Source organism: Arthrobacter sp. MMS18-M83 (assembly GCF_026683955.1).
Lineage (GTDB): Bacteria > Actinomycetota > Actinomycetes > Actinomycetales > Micrococcaceae > Arthrobacter.
In genome coordinates this window covers 2546146-2560769 of record NZ_CP113343.1, presented here as the reverse complement: position 1 = coordinate 2560769, position 14624 = coordinate 2546146, and the positions used below count along the sequence as shown (strand labels likewise).

The 14624-nt window shown below is 62.9% G+C and carries 17 protein-coding genes; 5 read left to right on the top strand and 12 right to left on the bottom strand.

What is annotated here, in order from left to right:
• Positions 1 to 135: 135 nt before the first annotated feature.
• Positions 136 to 1104 (top strand): acyl-CoA thioesterase, encoded by a 969-nt coding sequence (locus OW521_RS12015; protein ID WP_268019880.1) that lies wholly within the window; start codon positions 136 to 138, stop codon positions 1102 to 1104.
• A gap of 48 nt (positions 1105 to 1152) precedes the next feature.
• Here the strand turns inward: OW521_RS12015 and dnaB are convergent, their stop codons facing one another.
• Positions 1153 to 2532 (bottom strand): replicative DNA helicase, encoded by a 1380-nt coding sequence (gene dnaB, locus OW521_RS12010; RefSeq protein WP_265978081.1) that lies wholly within the window; start codon positions 2530 to 2532, stop codon positions 1153 to 1155.
• A gap of 624 nt (positions 2533 to 3156) precedes the next feature.
• On the opposite strand from dnaB, the gene OW521_RS12005 reads away from it, so the two are divergent.
• Both OW521_RS12005 and OW521_RS12000 read left to right on the top strand, forming a co-directional pair.
• Entirely contained in the window at positions 3157 to 3636 is a 480-nt protein-coding gene (locus tag OW521_RS12005) for a hypothetical protein (RefSeq protein ID WP_268019879.1), read from the top strand.
• Positions 3637 to 3639: 3 nt separating this feature from the next.
• Positions 3640 to 4215, top strand: a complete 576-nt coding sequence (locus OW521_RS12000) for a hypothetical protein (RefSeq protein WP_268019878.1) — start codon at positions 3640 to 3642, stop codon at positions 4213 to 4215.
• 26 nt (positions 4216 to 4241) lie between these two features.
• On the opposite strand, the gene OW521_RS11995 is transcribed toward OW521_RS12000, so the two are convergent.
• The 6 genes from OW521_RS11995 to rpsF form a co-directional block, all read right to left on the bottom strand.
• Positions 4242 to 4868, bottom strand: a complete 627-nt coding sequence (locus tag OW521_RS11995; protein WP_268019877.1) for an FMN reductase — start codon at positions 4866 to 4868, stop codon at positions 4242 to 4244.
• Positions 4869 to 4967: 99 nt separating this feature from the next.
• A complete protein-coding gene (locus tag OW521_RS11990) occupies positions 4968 to 5804 on the bottom strand; it encodes a PhzF family phenazine biosynthesis protein (RefSeq protein ID WP_268019876.1) in 837 nt (278 codons plus the stop codon).
• A 176-nt stretch (positions 5805 to 5980) separates the two neighbouring features.
• A complete protein-coding gene (gene rplI, locus OW521_RS11985; protein WP_268019875.1) occupies positions 5981 to 6433 on the bottom strand; it encodes a 50S ribosomal protein L9 in 453 nt (150 codons plus the stop codon).
• 17 nt (positions 6434 to 6450) lie between these two features.
• Positions 6451 to 6690: a 30S ribosomal protein S18 gene (rpsR, locus tag OW521_RS11980; RefSeq protein ID WP_003800144.1), complete on the bottom strand. Its 240-nt coding sequence runs from the start codon at positions 6688 to 6690 to the stop codon at positions 6451 to 6453.
• Positions 6691 to 6816: 126 nt separating this feature from the next.
• Positions 6817 to 7392, bottom strand: a complete 576-nt coding sequence (locus OW521_RS11975) for a single-stranded DNA-binding protein (RefSeq protein WP_265978099.1) — start codon at positions 7390 to 7392, stop codon at positions 6817 to 6819.
• A gap of 55 nt (positions 7393 to 7447) precedes the next feature.
• The gene (gene rpsF, locus OW521_RS11970) at positions 7448 to 7753 is read right to left on the bottom strand and encodes a 30S ribosomal protein S6 (protein WP_268019874.1); all 306 of its coding nucleotides are present in this window, start codon (positions 7751 to 7753) and stop codon (positions 7448 to 7450) included.
• A gap of 261 nt (positions 7754 to 8014) precedes the next feature.
• Here rpsF and OW521_RS11965 point away from each other — a divergent pair, with 261 nt between their 5' ends.
• Entirely contained in the window at positions 8015 to 8353 is a 339-nt protein-coding gene (locus tag OW521_RS11965) for a YnfA family protein (protein ID WP_268019873.1), read from the top strand.
• 36 nt (positions 8354 to 8389) lie between these two features.
• Positions 8390 to 9064 (top strand): DUF1345 domain-containing protein, encoded by a 675-nt coding sequence (locus OW521_RS11960; protein ID WP_268019872.1) that lies wholly within the window; start codon positions 8390 to 8392, stop codon positions 9062 to 9064.
• A 33-nt stretch (positions 9065 to 9097) separates the two neighbouring features.
• On the opposite strand, the gene OW521_RS11955 is transcribed toward OW521_RS11960, so the two are convergent.
• The 5 genes from OW521_RS11955 to OW521_RS11935 form a co-directional block, all read right to left on the bottom strand.
• Positions 9098 to 10399 carry a M18 family aminopeptidase gene (locus OW521_RS11955; RefSeq protein WP_268019871.1) on the bottom strand — a complete coding sequence of 434 codons (1302 nt, stop codon included), beginning with the start codon at positions 10397 to 10399 and terminating at the stop codon, positions 9098 to 9100.
• A gap of 130 nt (positions 10400 to 10529) precedes the next feature.
• Positions 10530 to 11225 carry a response regulator gene (locus tag OW521_RS11950; protein ID WP_268019870.1) on the bottom strand — a complete coding sequence of 232 codons (696 nt, stop codon included), beginning with the start codon at positions 11223 to 11225 and terminating at the stop codon, positions 10530 to 10532.
• Entirely contained in the window at positions 11222 to 12508 is a 1287-nt protein-coding gene (locus OW521_RS11945) for a sensor histidine kinase (RefSeq protein WP_268019869.1), read from the bottom strand. Before OW521_RS11945 ends, OW521_RS11950 begins: the two co-directional genes overlap by 4 nt.
• A gap of 66 nt (positions 12509 to 12574) precedes the next feature.
• Positions 12575 to 13465, bottom strand: a complete 891-nt coding sequence (locus OW521_RS11940; RefSeq protein WP_268019868.1) for an ABC transporter permease — start codon at positions 13463 to 13465, stop codon at positions 12575 to 12577.
• A complete protein-coding gene (locus tag OW521_RS11935; protein ID WP_268019867.1) occupies positions 13462 to 14511 on the bottom strand; it encodes an ABC transporter ATP-binding protein in 1050 nt (349 codons plus the stop codon). The genes OW521_RS11940 and OW521_RS11935 overlap by 4 nt, the downstream gene beginning before the upstream one ends.
• Positions 14512 to 14624: the final 113 nt, after the last annotated feature.

Sequence of the window (14624 nt, the reverse complement as noted above, 5' to 3'; positions counted from 1 at the left end):
GCTGGCGACACCTAAACTGGCTGGCGACACCGGAATTCCGGCGTCGCCAGCCCTTTTGCGCGTCGCGGATCCGTTCGGGCGTCGCCAGCCCGTCATACAGCGCACGGCGATCCGCGCCGTCGATACACTCACGTCATGAGCGAGCTCCCCTCCCACTCCGTCACGCTGCGATTCCTTGCTTCCCCCACCGACGTCGGACACAGCGGGTCCGTCGACGCCGGAACGGTTCTTGAGTGGGTGGACAAGGCCGCATACGCGGCAGCCGTTGGCTGGGCGAAGACCTACTGCGTCACGGCGTACGTGGGCAACATCCATTTCGCCGATCCCGTGAACAGCGGAGACATGGTGGAGGTGGAAGCCACCATCGTCTACACGGGACGCTCTTCAATGCACATCCGGACCATCGTTTCCTCCGGCGATCCCAAGGGCGGCCCCGCAACGATGCGCAGCCAGTGCTTGGTGATCTTCGTTGCCGTCGGCCCCGACGGCAAGCCGGTCCCGGTCCCCCAGTTCGAGCCGTCGACGCCGGAGGAGATTGAGCAGCGAGACAGCGCCCTCGCCAGGATCGCCGTGCGGGAACAGATTGTCGAAGCCATGAACGCACAGGAATATACCGACGCCGGTACGGCCGAGCGGGTTGTTCTGCGCTTCATGGCGGCCCCCACCGATGTGAACTGGGGTGGGAAGGTCCACGGCGGCATCGTCATGAAGTGGATCGACGAGGCCGCCTACGTCTGCGCTTCCCGCTATTGCGGCAAGGACACGGTAGCCGTGTTCTCCGGCGGCGTGCGCTTCTACCGCCCGCTCATGATCGGCGACGTCGTGGAGGTCGAAGCCCGTCTCGTCTACACAGGCCGCAAAGGCATGCACATCGCGGTGCACGTGCGTTCAGGAAGCCCGAAGAGCCGCGAGATGAACCTGACCACGTACTGCCTCACCGTCATGGTGGCCCGGGACGAGACCGGCACGTCCGTTCCGATCCCACAGTGGGTACCGGAAACGGACGAGGACCGGCGACTTCACGCCCACGCCCGGGAGCTGCTTGAGATCCGCGGTGGGGCGCCGGGAAACCGGATGCCGGACCACCTGCTTAATGGCGGGTAGGTCCGCAGGACTGGACTGCCGGTCGGAGACCACGGCCGTCGGCCGGAACTAGAACCCGCCGCCGGTCTCGCCCGCCATGTTCGCGAAGCGCGAGTAATGGCCCTGGAAGGCAACCACAATGTCCTTGGTAGGGCCGTTACGGTGCTTGGCGATGAGGATGTCGGCCTCTCCGGCGCGGGGGGATTCTTTGTCGTAGACGTCTTCGCGGTGAAGCAGGATGACCATGTCGGCGTCCTGCTCAATGGAGCCTGATTCACGAAGGTCCGAGACCATGGGCCGTTTGTCCTGGCGCTGTTCGGATCCACGGTTCAACTGAGAGAGCGCGATGACCGGAACTTGGAGTTCCTTGGCCAGTAGCTTGAGGGCTCGGGAGAATTCGGAGACTTCCTGCTGGCGTGACTCCACCTTCTTGCCGGAGCTCATGAGCTGGAGGTAGTCGAGGATCACCAGTTTGAGGTCATGCTGCTGCTTCAGGCGGCGGCACTTTGCCCTGATTTCCATGAGGGACATATTGGGGCTGTCGTCAATGAAAAGGGGCGCGTCGTTCATGCGGCCCATGGTGGTGGCGATCTTGGACCACTGTTCGTCCTTGATGGTGCCCTTGCGGAGGTCCTGAAGGCCAATAGTTGCCTCCGCGGACAGCAGCCGCATGGCGATTTCGTTGCGTCCCATTTCCAGGGAGAACATCACGGTGGCGAGGTTGTGCTTGATGGCAGCGGAACGGGCGAAGTCCAGCGCGAACGTGGACTTACCGACGGCGGGACGCGCGGCGATGACGATCATCTGGCCTGGGTGCAGACCATGGGTGAGCTCATCAAGTTCGTAGAACCCGGTGGGGACGCCCGTCATGCCCTCTCCGCGGTGGCCGGATGCCTCGATCTCGTCAACGGTGGATTCCATGACGTCCTTGAGCGCCACGTAGTCTTCCGCGGTGCGGCGTTCGGCCACGGCATAGATCTCGGCTTGGGCCTGGTTGACGAGATCTTCCACCTCGCCGTCCTGCCCGTAGCCCATCTGGACGATCTTGGTGCCGGCGTTGACGAGGCGGCGCAGCACGGCGCGCTCTGCCACGATTTCGGCGTAGTAACCGGCGTTGGCCGCAGTGGGCACGGTCTGGATGAGCTCATGCAGGTAGGCGGGGCCGCCGATCCTGTTGATCTCACCGCGTTTGGTCAGCTCATCCGACACCGTGACGGCGTCAGCGGGTTCGCCGCGGCCGTAGAGGTCGATGATGGACTCGTAGATGGTCTCGTGGGCCGGGCGGTAGAAGTCATGGCCGCGGACAAGCTCCACGACGTCGGCGATGGCGTCTTTGGAGAGCATCATGCCGCCAAGAACTGACTGCTCAGCGGGGATGTCCTGGGGAGGTTTGCGGCTGGCGTCCGATGTCCGGCCGCCCTCGATCGAATCCAAGTGCGTAACTGACAAGCCGTCCTCCATTGTGTACCGCGGCAGATAACTGTTCCTGGCGGTTCGGTAGGCCAATACCCTGGTGTGGATTGGCCCGGCCGCCCGGCGTGCCGGCTGGTCCAAACTGTTCCCTACGGCACCGACAATTTTGGATTCCCTGATTTCCACAGCTTTTCCACAGACCGGCCGCGGGCACGCTGGTTTACCGACGGCGCCATGGCGCCGCACACGAGAAACAGGGGTTTTCCAAGTACCTAAAGCAGGTACTCAGCCACGTTAGCCCTGCTTTTCCGAGGCACCAAGCCGGGCTTGTGGATAAAGTGTTGAAAACATGCCCCTACTTGTGCACAGTCTGTGCAGTACCCTGTGGAAAAAGAAATTCTTTTTCCGGAAAGTGGCCTCTGAACTGGGGAAACGTTCTCCACGCCATGTGGATCAAAAGTATTTTGTACCGCCGCTCATCCACAGACCAATTCGCCCAATCCACACTCTCGGGCCCACTCGATGGCCCGAAACGGGATAAATATGCCGAAAATGTGATGCTCCCCACAATCACTCCCGGAATTTGACAGCAGACTCTCAGAAGCTATGCCGAAACCGGAATGTGCTGTGGATAACTGCGTTCTGACATAAGCTCTAAGTATGGGTTTCACTGTTGGGGATGTACTGCTGGTCGCAATGCCCGCTGTCATCCTTGTGGCGGTTATCTGGGCCCTGACGGCGGCGTTCAAGCCACGCGACACAGGGTTGTCGGACGCCGAACGCTATCAGCGGGAGTTGGCCGCCCGTTCGGCAGCCCACCAGGCCGCCCAGGTGCAGGCGGCAACGGCGGCTAGGGCACGCATCGATGCGTCCACAAGGCCAAGCCAGAACGCACAGCAACAGTCCCAGCAGGACAGCCAGTCGCGGGCGGCGCTGAAGGCGCAAGTCGGGGCGAGCCCTGGGGTCGGCCAAGCGGGCTACAACGGTCCCATCCTGCCCAACGGGCAGTTGAATCCACAGTTTGCGCTGCAATTGCAGGGCATGGTCCGCAGTGGACAGAAGATCCAGGCCATCAAGCTTCTCCGCCACGAAACGCACTCGGACTTGTTGACCGCCAAGAACTACATAGATCGGCTTTAGCCCATGGAATCCCTACTCGTTCCGGTCGTGATCCTGGTGGCCGTCGCCGTGGGCGTGCTCCTGATCAGCCGCGCTCTCTCCCGCCGCGCAACAGAACGTCGCGGCAGTGCTGCCGCAAGCAAGACGGCGGTGGACCCGGCGGAGCTGGCCCGCGAGGCCGCGGCGAAGCTGAGCGAGGATCAACACCGGCTGCTGTATTCCCTGATCGCCCAAGGCCAGGCCATGGCGGCCATCAAGCTGTACCTCAGCGCCACCGGAGAAGGCCTGCGCGCCTCCCGGGACGCCGTCGGCGCGCTTGCAGCGCATCCGCAGCCCTTCCGCAAGCCGGAGCCCGCCCCGCAGGACCTCTTGCCCGACGACGACGAGCCTGAGCGCTTCCCGTACCGCTACCGGGCGATCGCCAGCAAGGGCGACGTCACACGCGAGGTAAGCAGCAACATGCTCAATGATGAAATCTACGGACGGATCCGCACCCTTGCCAAGAGCGGCGACGTCGAAGCCGCGGCTCTGGCCCTGACTAAACATTCCGACATCAGCATGAAGCAGGCACTCGAGTTCATCGAGCTGCTGGACGACTGATACCTGTTGCGGGTCAGCCCGGCCGCCTAGCGTCCGGCGGTGATCCCCGCGAGGAGCTGCTCAAAAGGCAAGGATTCCATCGCCTCCGCCTTGCGGTGCGGCTGTTCGCCACTCAGGAGCTGGGTGAGCTCGCCCGCCGCCCGGTCTACGCGGACTGATAGAGGGGACGCGCCGTCGTCGGTGTTTCCCCAATCCTGGGGGCCAGCGAAAACGGATGTCTGGGTCATCCGGGTGCGAAGGTAGGTGAAGAGCGGACGCATGGCGTAATCGAGCACCATTTGGTGCCGGTCGGTGCCGCCCGTGGCGCCGAGAAGAACTGCCTTACCGTCGAGGGACTTCGGGTCCAGGACGTCGATGAAGGACTTGAACAGCCCACTGTACGAGGCGCTAAAGACGGGCGTCACGGCGATGATGCCATCGGAGTCCTCGACGCCGGCGATCACCTCTGCCAGTCGCGGCGCGGCATAGCCCGTCACGAAGTTATTGGCGATATCCACGGCCAGGTCCCGGAGTTCGATAACGTCCACCCGCACCTCGTACCCGGCGTCGCCCAGCTGGCGCTTGGCCGACGCGGCGAGCTGGTCTGCAAGGAGCCGGCTCGACGACGGTACGCCAAGTCCGGCGGAAAGGACGGTTATGCGGCGGGTTTCCATAGCGATCTCCTGTTGCTCGGCGGTTCGATGGCTTCAAACCAGAGTACATGCGTTTGCATCTATACTCCCAAACCGTGCCCCTGCCCCTTTTATTCCCCGCTACAGCCGCACGGTTCCCTCGATGCAGGTCACGACGCTGCCGCCTACCCAGACGTCGCCATCCTCCGCCTTGACGTGGATGCGTCCCGCCCGGCCCAGCACAGTGCCCTGCGCGGCGACGTACTCCTCTGGCGCCCGGCCGCTCCCCATCAGCCATTGGGCAGCACCGGCATTGAAACTGCCTGTCACCGGATCCTCCACCATGGCGTCGCCGGGAATGAAAGTGCGGACTTCGAAGTCGACGCCGGCGCCCGACACATGTGGACCAATGACCCCCACCTTCAACTCCCCCATCGCAACAAGGTCCGGCTCGATGCCCAGGACCTGTTCGGCCGATTCGAGCAGCACACCGATCCACTGCGGGCCATTGACCAGCCATGACGCATCCAGGATTGCGGTTATCGGCAAACGAAGTCCAGCGGCCAACTGTTCCAAGGTTGCCTCGTCCACGGGGCCGAAACGGGTCAGCGGGGGCGCCGCAAAGGCGAGGCGTCCGCCGTCGAGCTTTACCCTCACTAAACCGGCGCCACATTCCTGCACCAGGACTCCGGCCTGTTTCGGCACTCCGCCAGCCTCCAGCCATGCGTGCGCCGAGCCGAGCGTCGGATGCCCCGCAAAGGGGAATTCCTCGCTGCCGGTGAAGATCCGGACGCGGTAGTCGGCCGCTGGATCGCGCGGCGGGAGCAGGAAGGTGGTCTCCGACAGATTCGTCCAGTTGGCGAAGTGCTGCATCTGATCTGCGGTGAGCCCTTCGGCGTCGACGACGACGGCGAGCGGATTGCCGCCGTACGGCACGTCGGTAAAGACGTCCATCTGGGAGAAGGGCCTGGTGCGCATGGGTTCAAGGTTCACCGGTGCAGGCTACCACCGGGCTAGCGCGAACTGGCAGCTAATGCCCTCAATGAGGCCGCCAGAGGGCATCTGCTGCCAGTTCGCGCGCCCCAAAACCCCGCAACGCAAAGGACCCCGCCTCCGGAAACCGGAAACGGGGGTCCTTCGAGCTACGTCAGGAATTACTTCCCTGCAACGACCTCAAGGTCGATCACAGCGGAAACGTCCTCGTGCAGGCGGACGTTGGCCTGGTACGAACCAACAGACTTGATGTGGTTCGGCAGTTCAACGTTGCGCTTGTCGATGGAGCCGAGGCCAGCGGCCTCAACTGCAGCAGCGACATCTGCCGGCTTGACGGTGCCGAAGAGACGACCGGTTTCGCCGGCCTTCACAACGAGCTTGACCTTCTTGGAAGAAAGCGCAGAAGCCTGGGCCTGTGCGGCTTCAACCGAAGCGTGGGCACGAGCAGCGCGGGCAGCCTTGATGGACTCAACCTGCTTCTCGCCACCCTTGGTCCAGGTCAGAGCGAAGCCGCGGGGCAGCAGGTAGTTACGTGCGTAACCGTCCTTGACCTCGACAACATCGCCAGCAGCACCGACACCGGTTACTTCGTGGGTGAGAATGAGCTTTGCCATGTTAGTTAATCCCTTCCTTAGCCGCGGCCAGCGCCGGAGTAAGGCAGCAGAGCAACTTCGCGGGCGTTCTTGATTGCCTGGGCGATTTTGCGCTGTTCCTGCACCGTGACGCCAGTGACGCGACGGGCGCGGATCTTTCCGCGGTCGGAGATGAACTTGCGCAGCAATGCTACGTCCTTGTAGTCGATGACAGTGATGTCAGCGGCCTTCAAGGGGTTGGACTTTGGTTTGGGCTTACGGAGTTCAGCCTTAGCCATCGTGGAGCTCCTTTTCTATGGAGCCCGTGGATATGGATCCACGGGATGGTGGTGCTCGACGGCGGTTGCCACCAAGGTGCCTCGCGGCACTTCCGGCGGGTTCCGGCGTCGAACTTTTATGAATGTTTAGAAGGGAGGTTCGGAATCCGGGCCGTTGCCCCATCCGCCCGCGTTGCTGACGCCCGGGGTAGCCCAGGGGTCTTCCTGCGGTGCGGACTGGCCGCCGCCCCAAGTTCCGCCGGAGTTGCCGCCCTGGCTTGCACCAGCGCCGCCACCCCCGAAGCCGCCGCTGTTGTTGCCGCCGCCGAAGCCACCCTGACCACCCTGACCGCCGGAGCGCTGGGTGCGGTTGACCTTGGCGTTGGCGTAACGCAGGCTCGGGCCGATTTCATCGACTTCGAGCTCGATAACGGTGCGCTTCTCGCCTTCCTTGGTTTCGTAGGAACGGCTCTTCAGGCGGCCGGAAACGATCACGCGCATGCCCTTGGTCAGGGATTCGGCGACGTTTTCAGCTGCTTCGCGCCACACCGATGCGCGGAGGAACAGGGTTTCCCCGTCCTTCCACTCATTGGACTGACGGTCGAAGGTCCGGGGAGTAGAAGCGATGGTGAAGTTCGCTACCGCCGAGCCTGACGGTGTGAACCGCAGTTCGGGGTCATTGGTGAGATTACCGATGACCGTAATAGTGGTTTCGCCTGCCATCTACTGCCTCCTTGTTCGTTCCTGCGGGGTAAAGAATGAAAGCCGGGAGCTGAAATTACTCAGCAACGACCTTCTGCTCTTCGGGGCGGGTGATCTTGGTGCGCATGATGGTCTCGTTGAGACTCAGCTGGCGGTCAAGTTCCTTTGCGGTTTCCGGCTTGGCGGTGAAGTTCACCACGGCGTAGATACCTTCGGACTTCTTCTTGATTTCGTAAGCGAGGCGACGGCGGCCCCAGATGTCAACCTTTTCGATGGTTCCACCATCGGTGGTGATGACACTGAGGAACTTCTGAAGCGTCGGCTCTACCGTACGCTCTTCGACCTCGGGGTCGATGATTACCATCAATTCGTAAGGACGCATATGTGAACCCACCTCCTTTGGGCTAAGCGGTTACGGCATTTCCGTAACAGGAGGTTCATTTGCGATGAACAGTGCTGACGACCGATTCCAGAAGCGGAAGCAGGGCGCAGCACAGACTTCAATATCTTAGTCCATTTCCCGTGTCTAAGCCTATTCGGCGTGTCGGCGGAGTGGAACGGTCAGCCTCGCGTATGTGGATAACTCAAGAGGCGCGGATCAGCCGTCGGGCAGTGAGCGGCAACGCTCGGGCAGACTGAATCCATGACGATCTTGAAATCCACCGCCCTCTTTGTCCTCGCGGCCTTGGCCGAAATCGGAGGGGCCTGGCTCGTGTGGCAATCGGTGAGGGAGGCCAAGCCCTGGTGGTGGGCAGGCCTTGGGATCGTGGCCTTGGGCGTCTACGGTTTCGTCGCGGCGTTCCAACCGGACGCACATTTCGGGAGAGTCCTAGCCGCTTACGGCGGGGTGTTCATCGCCGGATCCTTGGCTTGGGGGATGCTTCTGGACGGCTTCCGGCCGGACCGCTGGGACATTATCGGAGCCGTGATTTGCCTTTTGGGCGTCGCAATTATTATGTTCGCGCCACGTCCGGGAATTTGACGGCCCGCCCGCTGGCACGCGTGGCATGATCTGACTATGAATGCTGCCGCAGCAAAGAACCAAAGGCCAAAGTCCATCCGGGCGAAGCGGTCCCAATTGCGATTTCTGCTGATGATTGTCACCGGCATCGCTGCCGCGGTTGCGACCGGAATATGGGGTCAATGGATCTACGCGCCCGCCGCTGGCTGGGCAGTGGCCGCGGTGGTCTACAACGTTTTCGTGTGGACAGTCATCACCCCGATGAAAGCCGATCAAACGGCAAGCCATGCCACGGAAGAAGACCCACGGCGGTCCACTGCCGACCTCCTCATCCTCTGTGCCGCCGTCGGTTCGCTCGCGGCCTTCGTGCTAGTGATGTTCGGGGCCAAGGATGCGCACGGCGTCGACAAATTCATGCTCGCCTTGCTGGCCCTCGTTGGGGCAGTGGCATCGTGGCTCCTGGTACACACCCTCTTCACCCTGCGCTACGCGGAGGTGTACTACACGGCCGAGCCGCCCCGCGGAATCGAATTCAACCAAAAGGAACCGCCGCAGTACGCCGATTTCGCCTACATGGCCTTCAGCCTCGGGATGACCTACCAGGTCTCGGACACATCCATCACCACCAGGGAGATGCGATCCGCCGCCTTACGACACAGCTTGCTCGCCTATGTTTTCGGCGTCGGGATCCTGGCCACCACCATCAACCTCGTGGTGAGCCTCGCATCCTGAGCCCCAGCCGCCTGAAACCGCGCCGCAGTAAAGCTAGATCGCCAAGCGGAAGAACAACTCCGCCACGCTAGCCAAGTGACGCGGGTCATCAACGCCACACAGTTCGCGTGCCGAGTGCATCGACAAAAGGGGCACGCCGACGTCGACCGTCCGGATCCCCAGTCGGGTAGCCGTCAACGGGCCGATAGTGGAGCCACACGGGACGTCGTTGTTGGAGACAAACTCCTGGTACGGGACGCCCGCCTCGCCGCAGAGCCGCGCCCAGAAGGCCGCGCCGGTGGCGTCCGTTGCGTAGCGCTGGTTGGCGTTGATCTTGAGGAGCGGTCCGCCGTTGAGGATGGGCCGGTTGGCGGGATCGTGCCGCTCGGAGTAGTTGGGGTGGACGGCGTGGCCAGCATCCGCGGAAACACAGAACGACGCCGACAACGCCTGGCGCCGTTCACTCACCGTCGCGCCGAGGCCGTCGGAGATCCGGGTGAGGATGTCTTCGAGGATGGGTCCGCAGGCTCCGGAGCGCGAGGCGGAACCGATTTCTTCGTGGTCGAAGGCCGCCAGTAGTGCGATGGGGCCGCCGGCAGCCGCACCCGTGGCTGCGTGAGCGATGAGTGCCGCGAGTCCGGCATGGGTCGAAGACAGATTATCGAGCCGTCCCGAAGCGAAGAATTCACCCTGGGCTCCGAACACCTCCGGCGCCTGCGTGTCCGCGACAACGATGTCGTAGCCGCCGATCTGGGCGGGATCGACCGAAGCCCCGGCCACGGATTCCGCCAGGATTGCCAGGACGTCCGCAGAGTTGGGATCGCCGAGCCCGAACACCGGGTTCATGTGTTGCTGCTTATCCAGCGTGAGGCCGTCATTGACTGTCCGGTCCAGGTGGATGGCCAACTGCGGAAAGCGCAAGAGCGGTCCGGTTGCCGTGAGGTGCTGGGTACCGTCCAGCATGACGAGCCGCCCGGCCAGCCGGAGTTCGCGATCCAGCCAGGAGTTCAACAAAGGGCCACCGTAGACCTCAACGCCAGCCTGGAGCCAGCCGAACTTGCCCGTTGTTGGCTTCGGCTTGAGCTTGAACGAGGGGGAATCCGTGTGGGCCCCGAAGATGTTGAATGCCGTGGTGGGAGCTGCCCCTTCCGGTGTCACCCAGGCGATGAGGGCACCATCCCGGATGACGTAGAAACGGCCAGCGCCGCCTTCCCATCGCAGAAGTTCATCGAGGGCCGTGAAACCGGCGCCATCGAGGCGGCGCGCGGCCTCGTGGACGGCATGGAAGCTCGACGGCGATGCGCTCACATACGCGCCAAGGTCCTGGATGTGCTCAGCAGGGGAGTTCGAAGGCATGGCTCCGAGTCTAGCTGTGTCCCCGGCGACGCTGTTCCGGATCCGCGATGCCGTATTTCCCCGACGATGAGGGTATCCCCGCGTCATTAGGGGATACCCGTGTCGTCAGGGAAATACCGCGTCGCAAGTCCTAGTAGTCCGGGTTGCTCGGGATCACGAGTCCTGTTTCGTAGGCGTAGACCACCACTTGGACCCGGTCCCGCAGGTGCAGCTTGGTGAGGATCCGCCGAACGTGGGTCTTGACCGTCGCCTCGGATAGGAAGAACTTGTGGGCGATTTCCGCGTTGGATAGCCCTCCCGCGATAGCCTCCAGCATTTCCGTTTCGCGTGGCGTGAGTTCTTCTAGCAGGGGATCGCGGGGCTGGACTGGCGCCTGGCCGGGCACCCGGCCCCCGCGGACGTAGGTCTCCAGGAGCCGCTGGGTGACCCTCGGAGCCACCACGGCGTCGCCGCTGGCTACGAGCCGGACCCCCTGGACCAACTCGGCGGGCGCAACATCCTTGAGCAGGAAAGCGGATGCTCCGGCCTGCAGCCCGGAGAAGGCATATTCATCGAGGTCGAAGGTAGTCAGGATGATGATCCTCGCGTTGGACGCCGAGGCCGTGATCCGCCGCGTGGCTTCGATTCCATCCATGGCAGGCATCCGGACGTCCATGAGGACAACGTCCGGTTCCAGTTCGTCCACTTTTCTGACCGCATCGGCGCCGTCCGAGGCTTCGCCGACCACCTCAAGGTCCTCTTCGCCCTCCAGAATGAGCCGGAATCCCATGCGCAGCAGGGGCTGGTCGTCCACCAGCAGAACCTTGATGGGAGCGTTGTCAGTCATGATTTCCCCTTTTCTCCATTCCAATTCAGCTCCGCATGGACCCTCCACCCGCCGTTCATGCCAGGACCGGCATCTACGGTGCCAGCATAAATTCCCGCACGTTCACGCATACCCGCGATGCCCTGGCCGGTTCCCAGGGCCACCTCTTCGGCCCCTGGGTCCCGGGAGCCCCGGCCGTCGTCGCGCACTTCAATGGTGACTGAGTCACCGTCCCGCACGATCTGCACATCCACCTGGCTCAACGAGCGCCCGTACCTCAGTACGTTGGTGAGGGATTCCTGCACAATCCGGTAAACGGTGAGCTGGAAGGCCGGGTCTTCGGGAAGGGCAGGGCCCGTGTGCGAATAATGCAACGGCAGCCCCGCTGTCCGGAATCCATCGAGCAGCTTGCTCAAGTTGTGGCCACTGACCAGGGGCGCCAAAGGCGCCGGGCCACCGGAGTCGTCCCGCAGCACGCCAAGGACACGGCGCATATCGGCCAACGCCGTCCTGCCGGTGCGCGAGAGCTCACCGAGCACCTCACCTGCGCGCTCCGGATCCTTCTTGACCACGACGGCGGCGCCGTCCGAGAGACTGATCATGACCGTCAGGGAGTGGGCCACGACGTCGTGCATCTCGCGGGCGATCCGGTTCCGTTCCGTGACAGACCCCAAACGGGCAGTGCGGGCCGCCCAAGCCCTGATTTCGCTCTCGTGCTCACGCCGCTGCCGCACCGAAATGCCGATGCCAGTGGCGATCAAATTCGACAACACAATGCTGACCGCGGCGGTGATGTTGCTGATGAGATGGAAGTTCTCCGGAATCGCCTCGGCGTTGGATGGCGTGACCGGGCTGATCCACATGAACAGGTACACCAAGGTCAACGGCAGGCTCGCCGCGCCAGACACCGCCAACGTGAAGGTCCGGGCCCTCGCCACGGCCACCGCGTAGAGCGCAAACCACAGCCCTGCGGAGACGTTGGATCCCCAGGGATTCAGCAGTGTCGCGGCCACTTCGAGGACCGCTACGGCCGCGGTGACACTGAGCGGGTAGCGGCGCCGCAGGAACAAGATTGCCGCAATGGCAACGAGCAGCGCGGCGGCCAACCACTTACCCTCCACGATGGAGCCAATGAAGCTGGGAAGTGCCAACAGCGAATAGCAGAGCACCACCACCGTGTCCATGACCCGCGGGTGTTCGAAAAGGTAGCGGCGGATCCTGCCGCGGCGTCGCAGGGTGATTTCAGCAAAGGACGCATCGGCAACGTGGGCCGATGCGTCCTGTGCTGGCAACTGTTCACTCATGGCTTGAGCCTAGTGCGGCCTCGCCTGGAGTTGCTTTTCCTGGATTTCGGATCAAGCGGTTGCGGATCAGACGTCGCGCCTCTTGAGGACTATGAGCGCCGGAACCATGAACAGGACGACGTAGCCGAGGAACACGAGTCCGCCCGCCCACGGGTCCAGGATGCCGTCCGCGTGGCCGATCGACAAGAACCGTCCGCCCGCTTCACTGGGCAGGTACTGGGGAACGTACTTCCAAAAGTCGCCCGGCGCGAACGTGAGGAACTGGCCGGCGAACGGAAGCACGAACATGATGGCCACCAGGACGGTAATGCCACCGGCCGGGTTCTTGAGCAGAGTTCCGAGCGAGAGCCCGATCAAGGCAACTCCGGAGACGTACAGCCCTCCGGTGAGGACGCTGTACAGGACTCCATCCGTGCTCCAGCCAAGGTCAACCCCGAAGTTAGCGAACATAGGAGACGCCAACAGGAAAGTCACGATGCCGGCCACGATCGACAGGACATAGGAGACGACAATCAAGACGACGGCCTTGGCGCCGAAAGTGGAGAGCCGGCCCGGTGCCGCGTTCATGGTAGAGCGGATCATGCCCGTGGCGTACTCGGAAGCAATGAAAAGTACGGCCAGGGATCCCATGATCAGGATGCCGATATTCAGGCCAGCGTTCGGAAGGTTGTAGAGATCGAAACCCTGGCCCGGAGGGAATGACTGAATGGCCTGCTTCGCCGTCATCGTGTGGCCCTGGCGGCCAACCGTGACCAACTGGTTGACGACGTTCCAGCGGACCAGGGCGGACAGGAGGCCGATGCCGACAATCGCCACAAAGGTCAAGACCAACAAAAGCTTGGTGCTCATGAGGGTCCGGAACTTGATGGATTCTGAGTTCAGCACCCGGAGGAAATTGACACCGCCGGTCCCGGCTGACGGGATCGCATGCTTCTTGCTGATGGTTATGGTGCTCATGACTGGATCCCTTCCATGGTGGCAGCGGAGGTGGAGCCGACGCCGGCGGGGCTGGCACCCAGCGGCCCGCCCGATGCTTCCGGCCCGCCTGCTGCCGGTCCGCCTGGTGCTGCCGGTCCGCCTGGTGCTGCCGGTCCACCGGTGATGTGCGAGTGGTATTCCACCTCGTCCTTGGCCAGCTGGAAGTAGGCCTCTTCCAGCGAGGACGTGAGCGGTGTGAGCTCGTAAACCAGCACCCGATTGTCCAAGGCGAGCTGTGCGATGCGGAGCGGCTCCACACCGTACACTTCCAAGGTCTCGCGCTCGTTCTGCTCAACCCGGACGCCGTCGCGGGCCAGCAACTCAGACAAGCGCGTGGTCTCCGAGGTACGCACCAAGGTGCGCTTGCGGGACTGGCTCTCGATCAGCGCATCCACCGAGGTGTCGGCGATGATCTTGCCGCGGCCAATCACGATCAGGTGATCGGCGGTCTGGGCCATCTCGGACATGAGGTGGCTGGAAATGAAGATCGTTTTGCCCTGGCTTGCCAGGTAGCGTGCAAGGTTCCTGACCCACTGGACGCCCTCGGGGTCCAGTCCGTTCACCGGTTCGTCGAGGATGAGCGTCTGGGGATCACCCAGGAGCGCGTTCGCGATGCCGAGGCGTTGGCCCATGCCGAGGGAGAATCCGCCGGCTTTCTTCTTGGCGACTGCGGTGAGGCCCGTCATTTCGATGACTTCTTCAACGCGAGAGTTCGGAATCCCGTGCGTCGCAGCCATGGCCCGCAAGTGGTTGTAGGCGCTGCGGCTCGTGTGCACCGCCTTGGCATCGAGCAAGGCCCCCACTTGGTGCAAGGGCGCTTTGTGCTGGGAGTAGTGCCGACCGTTGACGGTGACGTCGCCCGACGTCGGACGGTCGAGACCCATGATCATGCGCATGGTGGTGGATTTGCCGGCGCCGTTCGGGCCAAGGAAGCCCGTGACTTTCCCGGGCTGTACGGTAAAGCTGATTCCGTCGACGGCTGTCTTTGCGCCGTAGACCTTCCTCAAGCCTGTTGCCTCAATCATGGAAGCGTTCCCTCCGCTTGCTGCAGCTATGTGTTGACTGTAGGTACAACGCTAGCCACCTACGCAGCGGAAATCGCCGGTCTCAGGGATGATTCAGGGTCCGGCCAGGGTAG

Bases quoted from the DNA above. Each gene is read 5' to 3' on its own strand.
- rpsF (WP_268019874.1), bottom strand. From the start codon at position 7,753: ATGCGTCCTTACGAATTGATGGTAATCATCGACCCCGAGGTCGAAGAG.
- rplI (WP_268019875.1), bottom strand. From the start codon at position 6,433: ATGGCAAAGCTCATTCTCACCCACGAAGTAACCGGTGTCGGTGCTGCT.
- OW521_RS12000 (WP_268019878.1), top strand. From the start codon at position 3,640: ATGGAATCCCTACTCGTTCCGGTCGTGATCCTGGTGGCCGTCGCCGTG.
- OW521_RS11945 (WP_268019869.1), bottom strand. From the start codon at position 12,508: ATGAGTGAACAGTTGCCAGCACAGGACGCATCGGCCCACGTTGCCGAT.
- OW521_RS11935 (WP_268019867.1), bottom strand. From the start codon at position 14,511: ATGATTGAGGCAACAGGCTTGAGGAAGGTCTACGGCGCAAAGACAGCC.
- OW521_RS11955 (WP_268019871.1), bottom strand. From the start codon at position 10,399: ATGCCTTCGAACTCCCCTGCTGAGCACATCCAGGACCTTGGCGCGTAT.
- OW521_RS11975 (WP_265978099.1), bottom strand. From the start codon at position 7,392: ATGGCAGGCGAAACCACTATTACGGTCATCGGTAATCTCACCAATGAC.
- OW521_RS11950 (WP_268019870.1), bottom strand. From the start codon at position 11,225: ATGACTGACAACGCTCCCATCAAGGTTCTGCTGGTGGACGACCAGCCC.
- OW521_RS11990 (WP_268019876.1), bottom strand. From the start codon at position 5,804: ATGCGCACCAGGCCCTTCTCCCAGATGGACGTCTTTACCGACGTGCCG.
- OW521_RS11940 (WP_268019868.1), bottom strand. From the start codon at position 13,465: ATGAGCACCATAACCATCAGCAAGAAGCATGCGATCCCGTCAGCCGGG.
- OW521_RS12005 (WP_268019879.1), top strand. From the start codon at position 3,157: ATGGGTTTCACTGTTGGGGATGTACTGCTGGTCGCAATGCCCGCTGTC.
- OW521_RS11995 (WP_268019877.1), bottom strand. From the start codon at position 4,868: ATGGAAACCCGCCGCATAACCGTCCTTTCCGCCGGACTTGGCGTACCG.
- OW521_RS12015 (WP_268019880.1), top strand. From the start codon at position 136: ATGAGCGAGCTCCCCTCCCACTCCGTCACGCTGCGATTCCTTGCTTCC.
- OW521_RS11965 (WP_268019873.1), top strand. From the start codon at position 8,015: ATGACGATCTTGAAATCCACCGCCCTCTTTGTCCTCGCGGCCTTGGCC.
- rpsR (WP_003800144.1), bottom strand. From the start codon at position 6,690: ATGGCTAAGGCTGAACTCCGTAAGCCCAAACCAAAGTCCAACCCCTTG.
- OW521_RS11960 (WP_268019872.1), top strand. From the start codon at position 8,390: ATGAATGCTGCCGCAGCAAAGAACCAAAGGCCAAAGTCCATCCGGGCG.